This window comes from Halobacterium zhouii, from assembly GCF_021249405.1.
Lineage (GTDB): Archaea > Halobacteriota > Halobacteria > Halobacteriales > Halobacteriaceae > Halobacterium > Halobacterium zhouii.
This window is the reverse complement of record NZ_CP089593.1, coordinates 488,267-508,450: the sequence shown is the minus strand read 5'-3', so window position 1 is coordinate 508,450 and position 20,184 is coordinate 488,267. Positions and strand designations below refer to the sequence as shown.

Here is a 20,184-nt window from a genome sequence, read left to right as displayed (position 1 = left end):
CGCGTGCCACCCCTCCACAAAGAACTTGCACGTCGAATCCGACACGTCGACTATGCGAACGGTCCTCGCAGTCTGCGCCCTCCTCCTGGCAGCTGGCTGCATGGGCGTCCCTCCACTGGACGGCGGTGACGGACCCGAAGCCGCCGAGGGGTTCCCGCCCGGCGTCAGCGCGCAGGGCGTCGAAAACGCGACGAAGCTCGCGAACGCACACGAGGCCGCTCTCGCCGAAACGGGATACGCCTACGAGTACGAACTGACCGAGTTCCAGACCCCGAAGGCGCCGAACGTCGTCGACGCTACGAACGAGACGATTCGGCGACGCGCGCGGCTGACGGCCACTGCAGTCAACGAGACCACGTTCTGGGCGAACGAGTACAACACCACGACCCTCAAGTGGCACAATCAGAGCCGTGGCGCGCGCCGCATCACTGGCCCGTACGGGCACGCCTACTACACAGACTGGCAGGTCGAACCCGACAACGGCAACCCCCGAATCGAGAGCAACTGGCCCCTCGACTACGCCCACGCGTACAACTTCACGGTGTCCGAGCGCGTCGTTCGGGACAGCCGAATGCTGCTCGTGCTGACGGCCGACCGCAATCGCGTTGAGCAGGACAGAACGACGACGTTCGACGCACGCCTCGTCGTGGACCTCAGCGGACGTGTCCACCACTACGAGTATCGTCGTCACGTGGCCTCCGAGGTGGAGAACACCACCGAGACGCTCACCTACGAACTCACCGAGATCGGCGTCGAATCGGTTCAACGCCCGGAATGGGCGTCGAAAGCGCGGAACGCCGTGGACGCGTTCGTCGGGGTCGACGAGAGCCAGGATGGCGAGCACGTCGTCGTCAAGAACGAGGAAGGCGAGTCGCTGCCGGTTGGCTCCACCGTCGAACTCACGTATGCCGGGAAGACCCACGCGTTCACGCTGAACCAGACGCTCGCCGCGGACGAACAGGTGTTTTTCTCGTTCCCCGAGAACGGCAGCGACCCCCTGCTCGCGTACGAAGACGGCTGGCGAGACTACCCGAAACTGGACGCCACGTACCGGGTGCAGGTCTGGGGGCCGGACGGCATTCCAGTGCTCCGCGCGCCCGTCGTCGTGAACGCCTCCAATCCCCACTACTGAGCGACGCCGCCACCCGACGACAGTCTCGGCCGCAACGAAACAACGGCGTCGTGGCCCGAGAGCGGAACCGCTAAACGCCCACCAACTAGTCTCGGGATATGGACAGCGCCGCGCTCGGGGAGCACACTCCACAGGACTTCGACCGCGTGCTCTCCTCGATGTGCACCGAGCCACATCCCTCCGCCCGCGACGCCGCGACGACCTTTCTCGCGGACAACCCCGGCGACCCCGCGACCTACCCGACCGTCGCCGAACTCGAGGAGGGAGCGGTCGCAGCACTCGGGGACGTCGTCGGTCTGGACGACCCACACGGCTACGTCGGGTCGGGCGGCACGGAGGCGAACCTCCAGGCAGTGCGCGCAGCCAGGAACGTCGCAGATGGCGACGTGAACGTCGTCGCACCCGAGAGCGCGCACTTCAGTTTCCAGAAGGCCGCCGACGTGCTCGGCGTGGAGTTGCGCCTTGCGGCCACCGACGACGACCACCGCGCGGACGTCGACGACGTCGCGGCGCTCGCGGACGACGACACCGCGCTCGTCGTCGGCATCGCGGGCACCACGGAGTTCGGGCGCGTCGACCCGATTTCCGCGCTCGCGGACGTGGCCGCGAACGTCGACGCCCGCCTCCACGTCGACGCCGCGTGGGGCGGGTTCGTGCTCCCGTTCACGGACCACGACTGGGACTTCTCGGACGTCGACGTGGACACGATGACCATCGACCCGCACAAGATGGGGCAGGCGCCGATTCCCGCCGGCGGCTTCCTCGCGCGCGACGCCGAAACCCTGGACGCGCTCGCCATCGACACACCGTACCTCGAATCCGACACCCAGCCGACGCTCGGCGGCACGCGCTCGGGGGCGGGCGTCGCTGGCGCGCACGCCGCCCTCGACGCGCTCTGGCCGGACGGCTATCGCGAGCAGTACGAGGTCTCGCAAGCCAACGCCGACTTCCTCGCCGCGGAACTCGTCGACCGCGGCTACGACGTCGCCGACCCCGTCCTGCCGCTCGTCGCCGTCGACCTCCCGGACGCCGAGTTCGACGCGCTCCGCGAGCGTGACTGGCGGATCTCGCGCACCGCGAGCGGAGAGCTCCGCGTCGTCTGCATGCCCCACGTCACTCGGGCGATGCTCACCAAGTTCCTCGCTGACCTCGACGAACTCCAGTAGGGTTTAGCCGCGCGAGTGAGACAAATCCGACAGTGACCCCCGCAGCGGCGCTCCCGCTCGCTATTGACTTCCACGCAATCGAGGGCGCAGTCAGAGCCGCAACCGGCTGGAGCGGCCTGCTCATTATCTTCATCTACTCCTTCCTCATCGCGTTCGTGCTCCCGCTCCCCAGCGAGGTCGTGCTCTGTCCCGCGGGCTACGTCTGTGGCAGCGTCGCCACGCTCGGCCTCGGCATCCCCGCCCCACTGACCGTCGTACTCATCATCCTCGTCAGCGGCGTCGGCAAAGCCGCGGGGAGCCTCATCGCGCTCTACGTCGGCCACGGCGCGAGCCACTCCGGGCCGGTCGTGCGCGCGTTCGAGCGCCTCGGCTTCGACCCGATGGAGTGGTCGAAGCAGCGCATGGTGGAACTCGTCAAGGAGTACGGCTACGCCGGCATGGCACTCGGACTCACGGTCCCCGGGTTCCCGGACACCCTCTCCATCTACGCGTTCTCCGTCATCGAGGAGAACTACGCGAAGTTCGCCGCCGCCACGTTCACGGGCAGCGTCGGCCGACTGGTCGTCACCATCGTCGTCCTCGAAGGCCTCCTGCTCGCGTTCTGAGGCGGCGTGGCCGTCAGTGCTGAACAACCTTTTTACTCGCGGACTGCCACCCTCGGAACGTGACCCGGACGGTCCACCTCACGATGCGGCCGATGCCGATGCGCGCGTAGCGTCGCTACCGGGTGGACCGCCACGCCCGCGGACCCTCATACGGTCACCGCGTGGGCGCGAACCCCGATTTCTCTGCTCGTACCGCTCTAGAGCCACAACGGACCACCAGCATGACGAGACACAATCCGCGGGCTTTAGGCCCGCGCCGGCAGACGAACTGAGTATGAGCCACGACGATTTCCCCACCGACGACCCGGCGGTGATCACGGCGGGGTTGCCGTACGCCAACGGCGACCTCCACATCGGCCACCTGCGTAGCTACGTGAACGCGGACGCGTTCACCCGCGGCCTTCGCAAACTCGGCCAGCAGGCCGTCTACGTCTGCGGAAGCGACATGCACGGGACGCCTATCGCGGTGAACGCCGCAGAGGAGGGCGTGAGCCCCGAGGAATTAGCGCTCCGCCACCACGAGCAGTACGAGGAGACGTTCCCGAAGTTCAACGTCGACTTCGACAACTACGGCCACACGCACGACGAGACGAACGTCGCGCTCACGAAGGAGTTCGTTCGCACCTGGGAGGAAAACGACCACGTCTACGAGAAGGAGATCGACGTGGGGTACGACCCCGAAGCCGACCAGTGGCTCCCCGACCGCTACGTCGAGGGGACGTGTCCGTACTGCGGCGAGCACGCGCGCGGCGACGAATGCGACGAGGGCTGCCAGCGGCACCTCGAACCCGGCGAGATCGAGGACCCCGTGTCGGCGCTCACCGGGAACCCCGCGGAGTACCGCAAGCGCGAGCACAAGTTCCTCCGCCTCTCGGAGTTCCAGGAGTACCTCCAGGGGTTCATCAACCGCCTCGAGGGCACGAACAACGCGAAGAACCAGCCCCGTGAGTGGATCGAGGGCGAGTTACAGGACCTCTGTATCACGCGGGACATGGACTGGGGCATCGACTACCCGGACGACGAAAGCGGTGGAGACGGTGACGACGCGGGCGAGCGCGAGGACCTCGTGCTCTACGTCTGGGTGGACGCCCCAGTCGAGTACGTCTCGTCGACGAAGCAGTACAGCGAACGCGAGGGCGACCTCGACTGGGAGTCCGTCTGGAAGGACGGCGACGGCGAGATCGTCCACGTCATCGGCCGCGACATCATCCAGCACCACACCGTCTACTGGCCCGCGATGTTGCGCGCCGCGGAGTACACGGAACCGCGAGCGGTCTGCGCGACCGGATTCGTGAACCTCAACGGGAAAGGGTTGAGCACGTCGCGGAACCGCGCCATCTGGGCCGAGGAGTATCTCGACGAGGGGTTCCATCCCGACCTGCTGCGGTACTACCTCGCGACCGCCAGCGGCTTCGAGCGTGACGTGAACTTCTCGTGGGACCGGTTCGCGGAGCGCGTGAACAGCGAACTCGCGGACGTCGTCGGGAACTTCGTCTACCGCGCGCTGCTGTTCGCGGCGCGGAACTTCGACGGCACGCCGGACGTCGGCCTCACGGACGACGTCGAGACGGAAATCGCCCAGGCGATGGACGACTACGAGGACGCACTGAACGACTACGACCTCCGCACCGCCGGTGAGCGAACCGTCGCGCTCGCTCGCTTCGGCAACGAGTACATCCAGCGCAACGAACCGTGGAAGCTCGACGACGACGAGGCGGCGCCGGTCATCCGCGACTGCGTGCAACTGGTGAAGGCGGTCGCGGTGCTGCTCCAGCCGTTCACGCCGGAGAAGGCCGACGAGGTGTGGGCGCAACTCGGGGAGAGCGGGAGCGCCGCGGACGCCACGGTCGGCGACTGCCTGCAGGAGCCGCCTGCCGAGTTCGGGGAGCCCGAAGAGCTGTTCACGAAGGTCGAGGAGGAACGCGTCGAGGAGTTGAACGAGGCGCTGGAGGCGAAGATCGAATCGTCCAGTAGCGATGGTGACGCTGACGGGGACGACGCCGACGCTGACGGCTCCGCCATCGAACTCGAACCGCTCGTCGAGGACCGCATCGGTTTCGAGGAGTTCCAGGCCCTCGACCTCCGCGTCGGCCGTGTCGAGTCGGCCGAAGGAATCGAGGGCGCGGACGACCTCGCGCGCCTCGAGGTCGACATCGGCCACGAGGTTCGACAGATCGTCGCCGGCATCAAGCAACTTCACGACCTCGACGACCTCCCGGGAACGAAGGTCGTCGTCGTGGCAAACCTCGAGAAAGCGGAGCTGTTCGGCGTAGAATCCAACGGCATGGTGCTCGCCGCTGGCGAGGATGCGGACCTGCTGACGACACACGGCGACAGCGTCCCGGGCACTCGCGTCAAGTAGTCCTGCGTCTGCTCGGCGTCGAATAGGGGCTTGCAGGCGGCGAACTGCTCCGGCGCGCGTCGCCGCGCTCACATCATCCGAGCGCACCGGACGATTTTCACGTCACGCACCGGGTTGGTCCCGGCTTGCTATTTGAATCTACGCAGCCAGGGGTATCGGCAGTTGAATCAGCAGACAGCCACTAGCATTCGCGGTGCGAACGGCTCGGAGAGCCTGAGCACCGCGATTCACCGCGAGCCAAGGCTCGCGGGCCGACGACTGAACGGAGTGCCGGAGGCACGAAGTGAGGGAGGAGTGCTTTTTCCGCAAATTTTTGCCAGAGCGCGCCGGAGTCCTCGTGAGCGAAGCGAACGAGGGCACGGGAGACCGTCGGTCTCCCGGAGGCGCGCTCGCAGCAAAAAGTGCGTGTTAGAGTTCGTCGACGAGTTCGCCGAGTCGGTCGACGTTCATGGCTTCCATGGTGTCCATGCTGATGCCGTATCGCTGGACGGCGATGGAGGCCTGGAGGGCGTCCTCGCGGCTGTCGGCTTCGAACAGGAGGAGGACGTCGCGTTCGCCGAGGAGGACGTAGGCGTCGATGAGGTGGCAGTTCTTGTCCTCGAGGTCGGTCTGGACGTCTCCCCAGATGGAGGCGAGTTCCTGGGCGTTCTGGAACCGTCCCGTTTCGACCGTGGCGATTGCGGCATACGTTGGCATGACACGAGATACGCACGGGGGGTGGAAAATGGCTGTGGCCGGTCGGGTGCCGCGGTCACTCACCTGGGTTTTTGATGCGTGACTGCGTACCCCGGCGCAATGAGGAATGCGAAGATCGTCTGCACGCTCGGGCCGGCGACGTCTGACGTCGATTCGGTGCGCGCGCTAGCGGACGCTGGGATGACGGTTGCTCGCATCAATTCGAGTCACGGAACGCTTTCGGACCGAGCGGACCTCGTCGACACGGCGCGGCGCGTGGACGACGCTACGGAGAAACCGGTCGCGGTGATGCTGGACATGCAGGGGCCGGAGGTCCGGACCGCAGAGACCGATGGTTCCGTCCATCTGGCCGAGGGAAGCGTGGTTCGGTTCGAGCCGGGCGAGACGTCTGACGCGGAAACGGTCGGACTGTCGACGAGTATCGCGGCGGCCGAACCCGGTGACGACGTCCTTCTGGACGACGGGCGCATCGAGGCGGTGGTGGTGGACGTGGAGGGCGACGCAGTGCTCGGTCGGGTGGAGTCCGGCGGCGACCTCGGCAGTCGGAAGGGCGTGAACGTGCCGGGCGTGGAACTCGGCCTCGACGTGGTGACCGAGAAGGACCGCCGGGACCTGGAACTCGCCGCGGAGAAGGGCGTGGATTACGTCGCTGCGAGTTTCGTGCGGAACGCCGAGGACGTCCTGGAGGTCGGTCGCGTGCTGGAGTCCTTCGGCGCGGACATCCCCATCGTGGCGAAAATCGAGCGCGCGGGAGCGGTGGAGAACCTCGAGGGCATCGTAGAGGCGGCCAGCGGCGTGATGGTGGCTCGCGGCGACCTGGGCGTGGAGTGCCCACTGGAGGACGTCCCGATGATCCAGAAGCGTATCATTCGGCGGTGTCAGCGCGCGGGCGTGCCGGTCATCACGGCGACGGAGATGCTGGATTCGATGGTACACTCGCGGCGGCCGACGCGCGCGGAGGCCTCCGACGTGGCGAACGCGGTGCTCGACGGCACCGACGCGGTGATGCTCTCTGGGGAGACGGCGATCGGCGACCATCCGCCGCGGGTCGTGGACGCGATGGACAGCATCGTCCGGGAGGCCGAAGAGAGCGAGGAGTACGCGGAGTTGCGCGAGCAGCGCGTCCCGGAGGCCGACGGCGAGGCGAAGACGGACGCGCTCGCGCGGTCGGCGCGGTATCTCGCCCGGGACATCGATGCGAGCGCGGTTGTGGTGGCCTCGGAGTCCGGCTACACCGCGCGCAAGGCCGCGAAGTTCCGGCCGGGCGTACCGGTGATGTGCGCGACGCCGAGTCACCGCGTTCGCCGCCAGTTGGCGATGAACTGGGGCGTCCACGCGGAGCACGTGGAGGTCTCAGAGGGGGACGCGACGCAGGTCGTGGAGCGGGCGGTGCGGGCCGCGGTGGACTCGGGCGTGGTCGCGAGCGGGGACACCGTGGTCGTACTGGTCGGCATGATGGCCGACCTGAAGGGCGCGAGCACCACGAACACGCTGAAGGTCCACGTCGCCGCGGAGACCCTTGCTGTCGGTCGGTCGGTGGTGGCCGGGCGCGCGGTCGGCCCGGCCAGGGTACTGACTGACGGCGACCTCTCGGACGTGCCCGAGGGGAGCGTGCTAGTGCTCCCCGAGGAGTTCGACGACGAATTCAGCGGCGACCTCGACCTGATCGCGGGCATCGTGACCGAGCAGTCCGGGATGACGGGGTATCCGGCGATGATAGCACGCGAACTCGACGTGCCGCTGGTGGGCGACGCGGACATCTCCGACATCGAGACGGGGGACGAAGTGACCGTGGACGGCGAGCGCGGGGTCGTGTACGCGGGCAGCCTCTGAGGACGCGATCCAGCGAGTGCGACCCACGGACTTTTGCCCGTCAGCCCCGAACACATCGTATGAGCGAGAACCGCGAGCAGGGAGACGAGTCCGAGTGGCGGTTCGACGTCGACGAGGTCGGGGAGGACGGCGAACGCGTCGAGACGCACTCCATCGAACCGGGGTCACCGCGATTCGAGAACGTCGCGTTCTTCGCGCTCGGCGTCTGTGCGATGCTGGGCGTGATTGGGCTACTGATCTTCGGGTGAGCGTCGCGCTTCGGGTAATGGTTTAGACCCCACCGCCCCAAGTTCCGCATATGATCGAGGTGTTCGGGCTGTCGCTGTCGCTACTGCTCGTCGTCGCCGGCACCGCGCTCTGCGTGCTGGAGGCGTTCGCGCCGGGTGCGCACTTCGTCGTCATCGGTGTGTCGTTGTTCGTCGCGGGTCTCGTCGGCCTGTTCGTGCCGGGCGCGGCGACGCCGTTCGTGCTCGCAGGCCTGGTGTTCGCCACGGGTTTCGGCGCGCTGTACGTCTACCGTCGCTTCGACTTCTACGCGGGGAGCGGGCGCGGCCAGACCAGCACCTCGAGTGACCTCCGGGGGGTCCGCGGCTACGTCCTCGAGCGCGTCACGGAGCGCTCCGGGAAGGTGAAACTCGAGGCCGGCGGCTTCGACCCGACGTACGCCGCGCGAACCATCTCGGGATCCATCGACGAAGGGGAGGAGGTGGTCGTCGTGGACCCGGGCGGTGGGAACGTGGTGACAGTGGAGGCTGTGGACGGCGTGGACGACATCGACCGCGCGCTGGCGCGGGAGCGCGAGCGCAGGACGGAGAGTGACGCCGGAACGCCGTCGTCTCCGGACGCCAGGTCGAGTGAGGACGTCGAGTCGAACGCGGACACCGAGTCGACCCTGGACGACGAGTCGGACACGGAGTCGGAGGCCGACGAAACCGCGTGAGACGAAGCGAATCCCGATAGCCGAGGCAGCACGCAGACACGGGTAGACAACCAGTCCGCAGAGACTGATAGACGCGGCAACACTTATTGTCCGCCTGTCGAAACGTCAAGTAGGATGTTCACTCCCCTCCAGGTAGCTGGTCCCGTGGTGACGTTCGTGGGACTGCTGTTGTTGCTGTTGCTCGCCGTCGTCGTCTATCAGACGGTGGAGATCGTCGACGCGTACGAGAAGAAGGCGTTGACGGTGTTCGGCGAGTACCGCGGCCTGCTCGAACCCGGCATCAACGTCATCCCGCCGTTCGTCTCGCGGACGTACACCTTCGACATGCGCACCCAGACCATCGACGTCCCCCGGCAGGAGGCCATCACGCGGGACAACTCCCCGGTGACGGCGGACGCCGTCGTTTACATCCGCGTGCGGGACGCCCGGCGCGCGTTCCTCGAGGTGGACGACTACAAGCCCGCGGTGTCGAACCTCGCGCAGACGACGCTGCGCGCGGTGCTAGGCGACATGGAACTCGACGACACGCTGAACAAGCGCCAGGAGATCAACGCCCGCATCCGCACGGAACTCGACGAACCCACGGACGAGTGGGGCATCCGCGTGGAGAGCGTGGAAGTTCGGGAGGTCAACCCCTCCCAGGAGGTCCAGAAGGCGATGGAACAACAGACCAGCGCGGAGCGGCGTCGCCGCGCGATGATTCTGGAGGCACAAGGGGAACGCCAGTCCGCCATCGAGAACGCCCAGGGTGACAAGCAGTCGAACATCATCCGCGCGCAGGGCGAGAAGCAGTCTCAGATCCTGGAGGCCCAGGGTGACGCCATCTCGACGGTGCTCCGCGCGAAGTCCGCCGAGTCGATGGGCGAGCGCGCCATCATCGAGAAGGGCATGGAGACCCTCGAGGGCATCGGCGAGGGCGAGTCGAACACGTTCGTGCTCCCACAGGAACTCTCCAGTCTCGTCGGCCGGTACGGCAAGCACCTCGCTGGCAGCGACGTGGCCGACGACGGCACGCAACTCGACAGCCTGGAGTTCGACGCGGAGACCCGCGAGCTCATCGGCCTCGACGACATCGACGAGATACTCAACCAGATCAGCGAGGAGGCCGACGTCGACCCGTCGAAACTCGAGGAGCAGGCGAAGGCCGTCCAGGAGGGCGCCGACCCCGGGATGAAGTCCGCGGACGAAGTCATCGAAAAGATGGACGCGGAACTCGACAGCGACGACGACGAGAACTGAGTCGCCCGAAGAGCGACTCCGAACCGACCGCCGAGTAGCATCCTCCTCGGCTCGCCGTTCCAGATCCACCCCAGTTGTTCTTCTTGTTGTTCTGTGTCTCCGCCGATGCTAGTCGCCCGCCACAAAACCCGTTCAGTAGCTCTGAACGTCCTCTTCCCGCCCGTATCGGTCGACCGAAGCGAGGGTTTTTCCCGGCTCGCGTCGTACGTTCCCCCGAATGGGTATCGACGAGGACAAGCGCGCGACGCTCCGGCGGTTCGCCGCCGTCGGCGCGGCGAGTCCGCTCGCCCGGTTCGCGGGCGACGAGGACGGCGGGGAGAGCGAGGTCCGCGAAGCCATCGCGGGCTACCTCGCGACGACGCCGGGAGCGCACTTCTCGAAGGTCCGTGACGACCTCAAACTCGGCACGGGCGAGACCCAGCACCACCTCCGGAGGCTCCTCGACGAGGACGCCGTCGAGGGCGCGCGCGACGGCGACTACCGTCGGTTCTACCCCGCGGACGAGTTCACGTCGTTCGAACAGCGTGCGCTGGGCTACCTGCGCCGGGACACGCCCCGCGGGATGGTGCTCGCGCTGCTCCGCGACCCGGACGCCACGGGCAGCGACCTCGCCGACGAACTCGGCGTGTCGCCGGCCACGGTGAGCAAGTACGCCGCCCAACTAGAGGAGGTCGGCGTGCTCTCCCGGGAGAACGGCTACGAGGTCGAGCGCCCGGAGACCATCGTCACGCTGCTCGTTCGGTACGCAGACTCCTTCGACGCGAACACCGTGGCGTTCGCCGCGGAGGCAGCGGAGTTGCTCTCTTACGACCCCTGAGTCCGTTGCTCTCCCGCGAGGTGGGACAGCCAGGGGATCGCAGTGCGCGTTCGGTGCCGGTGGACGCCTAGTGACGAGCGTTCACTGAGCGTGGCCAATGAGCGCGACACGGCCGAACGGGCGAGTTCCTCGCGAACGATTCGGGTTGTACGAGCCATTACGCGTGGTCTTCTGGTCGGACGAGGAACACGCGAGCAGAAAAGGTGGATGACGGACCGATCTGACGACAAACCGAGCGCGCCCCTTACGCGGTGACCTTCCAGGTGGTGCTCGAGGAGTAGCCCCAGCGCTCCACGCTCAGGTCGTGGTCGCCGTCCTCGATGGCGGGCATGTTCGCGCCGACCTCCTTCGCGGAGAGGTCGAGTTCGTCGCCGATGAGCCTGGACTTGAAGTACGTCTGCTGGCCCGCGTGCTGCCGGAGGAACTCGAGGATGCGGTGTTGTTTGGGGGTGAGAGCGTCAGTCGATGCGGCGGTCGCGCTCATACATCACTGTTGGTCTATCACAGTAAGAGGGGTTTGGTACGGGAAGTAAATCGGCCGCCCTCGTGCGGTTATCGTTGCTCCCGCGCCGGCGTGGTCCGGGTGGTAGATAGCAGTTGGTAGGCGCGGTTAACACGCGATTACCGCGAGCGATACACCCAACTTGTTGTCGTTCTGTCGAGGTCCATTTCCAGATTTGCACCCAATTGATTGTCGACTCGATGTGGGTTAGGGCCAGTCGATTCCCGCGGAAAAACCGCCCCACGAGAACGTCGCGAGCCAGTGAGTCAGAAGGTACTTACGATTCGCAAGCGCAGTTTTCCGGCAATGAGCGACCGCGGCGTCGAGGTGAGTGTCGTCCTCCCGGCCTACGACGAGGCGGACACCATCGAGGGGACGGTGCGGACCACACTCGACGCGCTGGCGGCGTTTCTCCCCGAGGACTCCTACGAGGTCGTCGTCGCGGAGGACGGCTGTACCGACGACACGCCCGCCATCGCGGAGCGACTCGCTGCCGAGGACGAGCGCGTACGGCACTTCCACAGCGACGAACGCCTGGGGCGTGGCGGCGCACTGAACGCGGCGTTCCGGGACGCGCGCGGGGACACGCTCGTCTACTTCGACACCGACCTCGCGACGGACATGCGCCACCTCGAAGAGCTCGTCGAGAGCGTCCGCTCGGAGGGGTACGACGTCGCCACCGGGTCGCGCTGGATGCCCGGGCGCGCCGCCGAACGCCCCGTCAGGCGCGGCGTCCCGTCGAAAGCATTCAATCTCGCCGTGCGTGGCCTGCTGGGCTCCGAGTTGCGCGACCACCAGTGCGGATTCAAGGCGTTCAGCCGCGACGCCTTCGAGACGCTCGTGGACGACGTCCAGGACGAACACTGGTTCTGGGACACCGAGATGCTCGTGCGCGCCCAGCGCCGCGGCCTCCGCGTGACGGAGTTCGCGGTCGACTGGACGCCGAAGGGCGACTCGAAGGTCGACCTCGTTCGGGACGTGTTCGGGATGGGGAGCCAGATACTTCGCTGCGTCTGGGAGTTCAACGTGAGTCCGTACGCGAACCGTCGGACGGGGATGCTCGTCGGCACGCTGCTCTCGCTGACGGCGTTCGCGCTGATGTTCGTCTACGTCGACGTGGAGGCGTTCGTCCAGGCGGTATCGAACGCCGACCCCGTGCTCGTCGCCGCCGGCGCGGTCGTCTACCTGTTCTCGTGGCCGATCCGTGGCCTCCGATACCGCGACATTCTCGCGGAACTCGGGTACAGGGAGAGTGTAGGCTTCCTCACGGGTGCGGTGTTCATCAGCCAGACCGGGAACCTCGTCATCCCGGCGCGGGCAGGCGACGCTATCCGCGCGTACGTCGTGAAGGCGCGCCGCGGCGTGCCGTACACCACCGGGTTCGCGTCGCTCGCCGTCGAGCGCGTCTTCGACCTGCTCACCATCACGGTCCTCGCCGGCGGCGTGCTCGTGGCGCTCGCCGTGTTCGCGCCCTCGAGTGTCACCGAACTCGCCGCGACCGCCTCGGGGAGCGGCCTGAGCGGCCAGGAGTCAGCGGCCGTCCGGCAGGCCGTCGTCGTCGCGTCTGTCGTCGGCGTGCTCGCCGTCGGCGCAGTGGTGGCTATCGTCGTCTCCGCTCGCTCGGAGTCGAACTACGTCCGGAGCATCGTGGAGTACACGAGCGACGACTCCTACGTGGAGTACGTCGCCTCCATCGTCGAGCGGTTCGTGGGCGACGTCCAACGCGTCGCCGCGAACGGCCGCGCGTTCGCCGGCATCGGCGGCACGAGCGCGCTCATCTGGACCATCGACGTGGCGACGGCGCTGCTCGTGTTCCTCGCGTTCGGCCTCGACCTCCCACTCCCGCAACTGCTCGCGGTGGGTTTCTTCGCGGTGAGCGTCGGCAACCTCGCGAAAGTGATTCCCGGACCGCCCGGCGGCATCGGTATCTACGAGGCGGCGTTCGCGGCCATCGTCTCGACGCTCCTGCCCGTCGGGTTCGCGACCGCGGTGGGCGTCGCCATCGTCGACCACATCGTGAAGAACGTCGTCACGGTCGCGGGCGGCGCGGTGTCGATGCTCTCGCTGAACGTCTCCCTCACGGAGGCCGTCGAGGGCGCCGACGCCGACGAGATGGTCGACGGTGACAGCGACGCCCCCGCGGAGACGTCGCCGGTCGAGGACTGAACGCGGCCAGAACAGTCGGCAGTCGAACTGTCGGCGAGTCGGCCGACCGTCAGTAGTACTCCGTGACGAACGGGCCGAGCGCGCCCGCCGCAGCGGTTCGGAGTGCTTCCGTTCGGTCCGTGATGGTGCCTGTCAGCACGCCCGCGGCGCCCTGGTTCTCCGCGACAGCTGAGGTATCCAGCAGGTCGTCCATCACGGGACCGAGTTCCGCGCCGTCCTGGAGGCGCGCGGCCACCTCGTCGGGGAGGCGCATCCGCGGACCCCCGCCGACTTCGACGTGCTCGCCGTCCGTCGCGGCCGCCCACATAATCAGGAACAGGTCACCGTTTCGTTCTGCCACCCCGCCCTCCAGTCCGACCCCGAGGTCGTACTCGGCCGCATTGGCGCCGCTCGCCAGCGCGCGCTCGGCGCGGTTCGTCGCGCCCTCGACCGTCTCGTCGTCGCCCCACGGTTGCTCGCTGACGCCGCTTTCGACCGGGACGGCCTCGACCACGGCGTCCGGCAGTGCTGCGGCGATGGCGTCGCGCTTCACGGGGTTTCCGGAGCCGACTGCAACGTGCATACCGAGTGCAGACGCTCGCGGATATTAGTCGTCGCGGAGTAGTCATGGGTGTCAGAAGTCCCTATCAGCGGGGCCTGGCAGGAAGCCCCGGCAGCGAACAATCAACTCACGTCTACGGACACCCAGAAAGCCCCGGCCGTCCTCAGAACGGCTTCGCCGTTCTGATGGGCTGCACGAGACGCCGCAGGCGTCTCGTGAACGTCTGGACTCGGGAGGCTCGCTGCGCGCTTCGCCCTTCGGCCTGCAGTGCTTACGTCGCCTGCCGTCGTCCAGACGGCCGCCCCTTTCAGTCCCACCCTGCCGACTGACCAACTGGCATGGGTGGGACTGAAAGGGGCGGGGTCATCGGGCGCGTAGCGCCCGATTGCTCGGGAGACCGGAGGTCTCCCCCAGCGCTCGCGCATGGCTTGTTCGCTCGCGACGCCAGCACCGCAGGCCGCGAAGTGGCCGAGGAGCGCAGCAAGCGAGCGGACGCGAGCGCCCCGGGGCTTTCTGGGTGTCCGTAGAAGCAGTTCAGTTTACTCCAGTCGGGACTTTCTGGCGGGTCTCATAGAGGAAGTCCTGAACCTAAACGTCTCGAATCACACTCGCCAGTCGTTCCACGCCGTCGAGCAGACGCGGACTCGGCTGGTTCAACAGCGAGTCGTCGAGCACGTGGACGTCCGCGTCTAGACTCCAGCGCGCCGCGGGGTCGACGTCGACGCGGTCGCCCTTCCCGCAGACGTGGACGAAAACGTGGTCCGGGTCGGCGTCCCGAACCGCCTCGGCGTCGACCTGCCGGGAGCGCTCGCCGGGGTCGACGAACGGGTAGCGGCCGCCCGCGGCGCGGACGGCGTCGGCCACCCAGTTGCCGGCGGCCATCGGCGGGTCGTCCCACTCCTCGCAGTAGACAACGGGACGGTCATCCGAAGCGGCATCGCGGCCGGCGGCGTCGCGGACAGCGTCGAGGCGCTCGCGGCTCTGGACTTCCAGTTCGCGTCCGGCGTCCGGCCGGCCAATAGCGTCGCCGACGGCGGCGAACGACGAGAGCGCGTCGTCCAGCGTCGCCGGTTCGGTGTGCGTGACGTCGACGCCGCGGTCGCGGAGGTCGTCCCGGATCTCGCGCTGGAGCGCGTCACTGGTGAGGACAACGTCGGGGTCGTGGTCGAGGACGCGCTCGTAGTCGGGGTTCAGCCAGCCGCCGACCGCGGGCGCGTCGACATCACAGTGGTGCGTGACCCCGTCGAGACGGTCCGACGCGCCGAGCGCGTCGACCGTTGCAGTCGCGGACGGGGCGAGCGAGACGACGTTCACGCGTTCGACTATGGAGGGCGCGGTGAAAGTTCCGGTGGTCAAGAAACCAGTTATCGTGGTATGCCCACCCATGGTACGGTGTTCCTCCCTCGTCGGAGGTTCGGAACGGTTAAGTAACTTTTCTTCCAATGTGTTGCCTACGACTCGTCCGGTTTTCCGGGGGGACTCACGCCGATGACAGACGCACGCATACAATCGAGAGAGCGCGAGCAGGAGCGCACGGAGGAAGAGGAATCAACCGACGGCTGCCCAGAGTGTGGCGGGCTCGTCGTGCAAGACGAAGAGCACGGCGAATCCGTCTGCGCGGACTGTGGGCTCGTCGTCGAAGAAGACGGCATCGACCGCGGCCCCGAGTGGCGCGCGTTCGACTCCGCCGAGAAGGACAAGAAATCCCGCGTCGGTGCACCGACGACGAACACGATGCACGACAAGGGGCTGTCCACGAACATCGACTGGCGCGACAAGGACGCCTACGGCAACTCCCTGTCCTCGAACCAGCGCCAGAAGATGCAACGGCTCCGGAAGTGGAACGAGCGATTCCGAACCCGGGACGCGAAAGAACGCAACCTCAAGCAGGCCCTCGGCGAGATCGACCGCATGGCCAGCGCGCTCGGACTGCCGGACAACGTCCGGGAGACCGCGTCGGTCATCTACCGCCGCGCGCTCGAGGACGACCTGCTGCCCGGCCGCTCCATCGAGGGCGTCGCGACGTCCTGCGTGTACGCCGCCGCGCGCCAGGCCGGCGTGCCGCGCTCCCTCGACGAGATCGCGGACGTCAGCCGCGTCGAGAAGGCCGAGATCGCGCGCACGTACCGCTACGTCGTGCGCGAACTCGGCCTCGAGGTCGCGCCCGCTGACCCCGAGAGCTACGTGCCGCGGTTCGCGTCCTCGCTGGAACTCTCCGACGAGGCCCAGCACCGCGCCCGCGAACTGCTCCAGACCGCCAAGGAGAAGGGCGTCCACTCCGGCAAGTCGCCGGTCGGCCTCGCCGCCGCGTCCGTGTACGCCGCGGCGCTCCTGACGAACGAGAAGACCACGCAGGCGAAGGTCTCGGAGGTCGCGGACATCTCCGAGGTCACCATCCGGAACCGCTACCACGAACTCCTCGAAGCCGAGGACACGATTCCCGTTTAAACGGTATCTCGTTTCTCGACGACTCGTTCTCGCGGTTCTGACGTGGTTTCTCGAGCAGCTTACTGCGAGCAGACCGAGTACAACACCTCGAAAGCCCCCGTTCTCTCGGCTCCCGCGGCTCGCTGCGCGCCTCACTCGCTGCGCTCGTTTCGGTGCTTGCTTCGTCCTCAGAACGCTTCGCGTTCTGATGGGCTGCGGAAGACGCGTAGCGTCTTCCGAACGCCGGGGTTCGCCGAGAGAACGGCCCCTTTCAGTCCCAGCCGATGCCGGCTGACCAACCGGCTGGGTGGGACTGAAAGGGGCTGGCCGTCTCGCGGGCGAAGCCCCTGTTCACTCTGCATCAGGGTTCCCGCGAGAGAGCGGAGCGAACGAGCGGGATGGTGCAGAGCGAACGCGAGACGGTCAGGGGCTTTCGAGGCCACGGGATTCCAACAGCTACTCTCGGGCGTGTACCCTTCCCCCACGTATCACGCACTCCGAAACGGTATTGCGGGAGGCACTCCCAGGACACGCCATGAACTTCGACGACTTCGTGCTCGCGGCGAGCGTGAGCGACCTCGCCGACGAGCGCGAGGCGCGTGAGCACGCCGACGCCGTGGAGCTCCGGATGGACCTCGCGGTCGACCCGCTCGCGGCGCTCGAGTCCTACGAGGGTGAACTACCCGTCATCGCGACGAACCGCGCGGCGTCGGAGGGTGGCGAAGCGGACGACGCGGGGCGCATCGACGCGCTCTCGGAGGCCGCCGGTGTAGACACCGTAGCCGCGATAGACGTCGAACTCGCGGCGCTCACGGACGGCGACGGCGCGGAGGCGCTGGCGGCGGCGCGCGCGAGCGACACCGCGACCATCGTGTCGGCACACGACTTCGAGGGGACGCCGTCGCTCTCCGAGATGGCGAGCACGCTCGGGGAAGCGTGCTCGCTCGGTGACGTGGGGAAACTCGCGGTCACGGCGACCGACCGCGGGGAGGCACTCGACCTGCTGCGCGTCACCCACGAGTACGCGGCAGCGGGCCACACCGTCGCCACCGTGTCGATGGGTGAACTCGGCAGTCACACGCGGTGTGTCGCGCCGCTGTACGGATCCCGCATCGGGTACGCGCCACTGGACGCGAGCGACGCCACCGCGCCGGGCCAGTACGACGCGACGACGCTGCGGCGACTCGTGGACGACCTGCGGTAGTCCGAGGGAGTGGTGCTGCGGAATCGGTCGAGGGGCGTGGGGAATACGTATCCACGTGGCCCTCGTAGAGGGTGACAATGACAGACATGGAGAGCCGTCTGAACACACCCCGGTGGCTCCGTCAGCGACTGGGACCGTGGGTCGACCGGGCCGCCAAGACGCTCGGCCAGCCGACCACGCAGGTGTACCCGAGGGGGTACGTCGCGACCGTCCACCTCCCGATCGGTGACCTCGAAGCGGAACTCCGCGACGGCGGGTTCGCGTGGGACCCGCTGAGTATGTACCACTACACGCCCGAGGGAAGCAGCACAGACGGCAGTTGGGTGTACCGGTCCCGGTGGCTCGGCGACAGACAACTCCACGTCGTGCTGTTCGCACAGCAGTCAGACCGGACTCAGGTGTACGCCCACGACGAGTTCAACTGGCGACGCCACCCCGTCAAACACGCCAGGGAGGTGGGCATCCGGCGAAACGAGGGGGTGGCGGAGGTGCGGCGATGGCTCGCAGAGCGTGGACTGGAGCACGAACGGAACTCGTTGCCCCAGCGAAAGCTCGGCCACGTCGTGGACCGGGCCCGGGAACGCATCCGCGGACGAATCTCGGAGCACGTCGGGGAACGGGGCGGACGTTCTCGGTCGTGATCTGTCGGTTCGCGCAAGGAACACCGCCAGAACCACCGGTTGCGTCCCCGTCCAGTTCCGGGTGAAGCGACTGCGCGACGACGCCCGTCCGGAACGACACTCCGGTGGGTTTAGTAGCGCGGGGTTCCGATACTCGACAACAGTGGTCAATCGACGTGGCGCTCTCGCGGCCGTGCTTGGCTTCCTCTACCCGGGACTCGGACACGTCTACCTCCGAAAGTGGGTGCGCGCGCTGTCGTGGTTCGCGCTCGCGCTCGCCGTCGCGGCGGTCGTCGTGCCGCCGTCCGCCTACGAGGCGTTCCAGTCCGGTGGCCTGGACGGCCTCATCGCTGCGAGCGAGTCGTTCGGACTGGAGGTGACGCTGAGCCTGTTCGTCGTTCGCCTGCTGAACGTCGCTGATGCGTACCTGGTCGCGGTGCGGGAGGCCGCGGCCTCCGCCGCCGAGCGCGTTCCGACCGGCGGCGCACAGGAGACCTGCCCGAACTGCGGAGGCGAACTCGACGACGACATCGACTTCTGTCCGTGGTGTACGGAGCGCCTGGACACCGGGGAGTCGGCAGACGCCAACTGACCAGCAGCGGAGAATCCAGTGGCCGTGCTTACTTCTCGATGATGCGCTCCTCGATGGATTCGCCGAAGTGCCGCGCACCGGACTCCAGATAGACGAGGAGTTCGTCGCCCGCTTCGAGGTCGGTAACGGCGGTACGGCCCTCGCTGGTGGCGACCTTGATGGTCTCTGCGTTCTGGAGTAGCGTCTCGATTCTGTCGCCTGCCTCCGTCTCGGCTTCGACGCGGAACATCGGGCGTTTCTCGATCTTCGCTCGGCCGACCACCGCGCTTCGCGTGTGGCCGTCACGGTCGGCGACCTGCACCTCGTCGCCGCTCTGGAGCTCCGAGAGGTACTTCGTGCCGCCGTCGGGCGTGCGGACGTAGGCGTGGACAGCGCCCGCGTTCACGCGGAACGGACGGGCGGCGACGTACGGCGACTCGGCCGTCTCGGCGTGGACGAAGAAGAGACCTCGCGACATCGACCCGACGAGCATCCCCTCGTCGTCCTCGAGCAGGCTGCCGGTGTCGACGCAGACGCGGTCGGCGCTCCCGGCTTCCTCCACCTCGGTGACCGTCGCCCACGCGAGGTCGAGTCGCTCGCGGTCGGCGGCGTCCCGGACGTTCACCGTGCGCCGGATCTCGTCGGGGTCGTCGCTGTCCAGCAGGACGGCGTCCGCGCCGACGTCCAGCGTCTCGAAGGCCGTCTCGGCTTCGGCCGCGGAGTCGACGCCCGCGACGAGCGTGGTCTCCTCGCCGATGCGCGCGATTAGGTTCTCCAGCGGGATGATCGTCCAGTCCTCGCCCGCGACGAGCGTGAACTCGGCGTTCTCGGCGGCCTGTTCGGCGAACGATTCGTACTCGGGGTCGAGGACGCGGACGTAGGCGGCGTTCGCGTGGCCGCGCCGGAGCGCGGAGAGGTCGGCGCTCCCGGAGAGGTCCGAGGGCAGTTCGACTGTACCGTCCCCCTCGCCGCCCTTGCCGGCGACGTACGCGTCGGGCATCGCGTCGTCGTTCGCCGCGTCGGGGTCGGCTTCCTCGATGACGTCCGCGTCGTCGGATCCGAACGCGGCGACGTTCACGGACCCGAGTTCGCGCACGCGCTCGACGTCTCCCTCGTCCACGAGCACCCAGTCGACGCCCGCTTCCAGTCCCGCGGTGATGCGGCGCTTGCGGGCGTCCCAATCGCCGACGGAGTCGTCGGCCTTCAGCCAGACGGACCGTGTCATTGCCGGATGGTGGCGTGGCGCGGCCTTGAACGTACCGAAGGCGCGGGCTTCTGCCGCCCACCGTCGGCATCGGCGGCTGTGACCCCGCGGCGTGCAGGAACGACACGATTTATGTCCCGGAGCCACCGTCGGTGTGGT

Annotated in this window: 19 protein-coding genes; 14 read left to right on the top strand and 5 right to left on the bottom strand. The window is 67.6% G+C overall.

The features are described 5' to 3' along the window. Positions 1-52 precede the first annotated feature (52 nt). The 4 genes from LT970_RS02530 to metG all read left to right on the top strand — a co-directional run bounded on the left by LT970_RS02530 (position 53) and on the right by metG (position 5,265). The gene (locus LT970_RS02530) at positions 53-1,132 is read left to right on the top strand and encodes a hypothetical protein (RefSeq protein WP_232687398.1); all 1,080 of its coding nucleotides are present in this window, start codon (positions 53-55) and stop codon (positions 1,130-1,132) included. 98 nt (positions 1,133-1,230) lie between these two features. Further along, complete coding sequence (gene mfnA / locus LT970_RS02525; RefSeq protein WP_232687397.1) at positions 1,231-2,298, top strand: tyrosine decarboxylase MfnA; 1,068 nt, start codon at positions 1,231-1,233, stop codon at positions 2,296-2,298. 32 nt (positions 2,299-2,330) lie between these two features. Further along, positions 2,331-2,903 (top strand): YqaA family protein, encoded by a 573-nt coding sequence (locus LT970_RS02520; RefSeq protein WP_232687396.1) that lies wholly within the window; start codon positions 2,331-2,333, stop codon positions 2,901-2,903. A 274-nt stretch (positions 2,904-3,177) separates the two neighbouring features. Further along, a complete protein-coding gene (gene metG / locus LT970_RS02515) occupies positions 3,178-5,265 on the top strand; it encodes a methionine--tRNA ligase (RefSeq protein WP_232687395.1) in 2,088 nt (695 codons plus the stop codon). Between the two features lie 408 nt (positions 5,266-5,673). Here metG and LT970_RS02510 read toward each other — a convergent pair whose 3' ends face one another. Next, positions 5,674-5,961, bottom strand: a complete 288-nt coding sequence (locus tag LT970_RS02510; protein WP_232687394.1) for a GYD domain-containing protein — start codon at positions 5,959-5,961, stop codon at positions 5,674-5,676. A 99-nt stretch (positions 5,962-6,060) separates the two neighbouring features. Here LT970_RS02510 and pyk point away from each other — a divergent pair, with 99 nt between their 5' ends. From pyk to LT970_RS02485, 5 genes are all read left to right on the top strand, one after another. After that, positions 6,061-7,794, top strand: a complete 1,734-nt coding sequence (gene pyk, locus LT970_RS02505; RefSeq protein ID WP_232687393.1) for a pyruvate kinase — start codon at positions 6,061-6,063, stop codon at positions 7,792-7,794. 59 nt (positions 7,795-7,853) lie between these two features. Further along, positions 7,854-8,042, top strand: coding sequence for a DUF7312 domain-containing protein (locus tag LT970_RS02500; RefSeq protein WP_232687392.1), 189 nt, complete (start codon positions 7,854-7,856; stop codon positions 8,040-8,042). 50 nt (positions 8,043-8,092) lie between these two features. Further along, positions 8,093-8,734, top strand: coding sequence for an NfeD family protein (locus LT970_RS02495; protein ID WP_232687391.1), 642 nt, complete (start codon positions 8,093-8,095; stop codon positions 8,732-8,734). A gap of 114 nt (positions 8,735-8,848) precedes the next feature. Further along, on the top strand, positions 8,849-9,973 hold the full coding sequence (locus LT970_RS02490; RefSeq protein WP_232687390.1) for an SPFH domain-containing protein: 1,125 nt from the start codon (positions 8,849-8,851) through the stop codon (positions 9,971-9,973). Between the two features lie 217 nt (positions 9,974-10,190). Beyond that, on the top strand, positions 10,191-10,790 hold the full coding sequence (locus LT970_RS02485) for a winged helix-turn-helix transcriptional regulator (protein WP_232687389.1): 600 nt from the start codon (positions 10,191-10,193) through the stop codon (positions 10,788-10,790). A gap of 244 nt (positions 10,791-11,034) precedes the next feature. On the opposite strand, the gene LT970_RS02480 is transcribed toward LT970_RS02485, so the two are convergent. Beyond that, positions 11,035-11,274, bottom strand: coding sequence for a DUF7123 family protein (locus LT970_RS02480; RefSeq protein WP_232687388.1), 240 nt, complete (start codon positions 11,272-11,274; stop codon positions 11,035-11,037). 324 nt (positions 11,275-11,598) lie between these two features. Between LT970_RS02480 and LT970_RS02475 the strand changes: the two genes are divergently transcribed. Beyond that, positions 11,599-13,458, top strand: a complete 1,860-nt coding sequence (locus tag LT970_RS02475; RefSeq protein ID WP_232687387.1) for a flippase-like domain-containing protein — start codon at positions 11,599-11,601, stop codon at positions 13,456-13,458. A 49-nt stretch (positions 13,459-13,507) separates the two neighbouring features. Here LT970_RS02475 and LT970_RS02470 read toward each other — a convergent pair whose 3' ends face one another. Together LT970_RS02470 and LT970_RS02465 are read right to left on the bottom strand one after the other, a co-directional pair. Continuing rightward, on the bottom strand, positions 13,508-14,020 hold the full coding sequence (locus tag LT970_RS02470) for a DUF84 family protein (protein ID WP_232687386.1): 513 nt from the start codon (positions 14,018-14,020) through the stop codon (positions 13,508-13,510). A gap of 567 nt (positions 14,021-14,587) precedes the next feature. Then, positions 14,588-15,313 carry a cobalamin-binding protein gene (locus tag LT970_RS02465; RefSeq protein ID WP_232687385.1) on the bottom strand — a complete coding sequence of 242 codons (726 nt, stop codon included), beginning with the start codon at positions 15,311-15,313 and terminating at the stop codon, positions 14,588-14,590. 174 nt (positions 15,314-15,487) lie between these two features. Here LT970_RS02465 and LT970_RS02460 point away from each other — a divergent pair, with 174 nt between their 5' ends. The 4 genes from LT970_RS02460 (at position 15,488) to LT970_RS02445 (ending at position 18,842) form a co-directional block, all read left to right on the top strand. Next, positions 15,488-16,447 carry a transcription initiation factor IIB gene (locus LT970_RS02460; protein ID WP_232687384.1) on the top strand — a complete coding sequence of 320 codons (960 nt, stop codon included), beginning with the start codon at positions 15,488-15,490 and terminating at the stop codon, positions 16,445-16,447. Positions 16,448-16,961: 514 nt separating this feature from the next. Then, positions 16,962-17,630 carry a type I 3-dehydroquinate dehydratase gene (locus LT970_RS02455; protein WP_232687383.1) on the top strand — a complete coding sequence of 223 codons (669 nt, stop codon included), beginning with the start codon at positions 16,962-16,964 and terminating at the stop codon, positions 17,628-17,630. 77 nt (positions 17,631-17,707) lie between these two features. Further along, the gene (locus tag LT970_RS02450; protein WP_232687382.1) at positions 17,708-18,271 is read left to right on the top strand and encodes a hypothetical protein; all 564 of its coding nucleotides are present in this window, start codon (positions 17,708-17,710) and stop codon (positions 18,269-18,271) included. A gap of 142 nt (positions 18,272-18,413) precedes the next feature. After that, on the top strand, positions 18,414-18,842 hold the full coding sequence (locus tag LT970_RS02445; RefSeq protein WP_232687381.1) for a zinc ribbon domain-containing protein: 429 nt from the start codon (positions 18,414-18,416) through the stop codon (positions 18,840-18,842). Positions 18,843-18,870: 28 nt separating this feature from the next. Here LT970_RS02445 and LT970_RS02440 read toward each other — a convergent pair whose 3' ends face one another. Beyond that, positions 18,871-20,046, bottom strand: coding sequence for a 3-dehydroquinate synthase II (locus LT970_RS02440; protein ID WP_232687380.1), 1,176 nt, complete (start codon positions 20,044-20,046; stop codon positions 18,871-18,873). Positions 20,047-20,184: the final 138 nt, after the last annotated feature.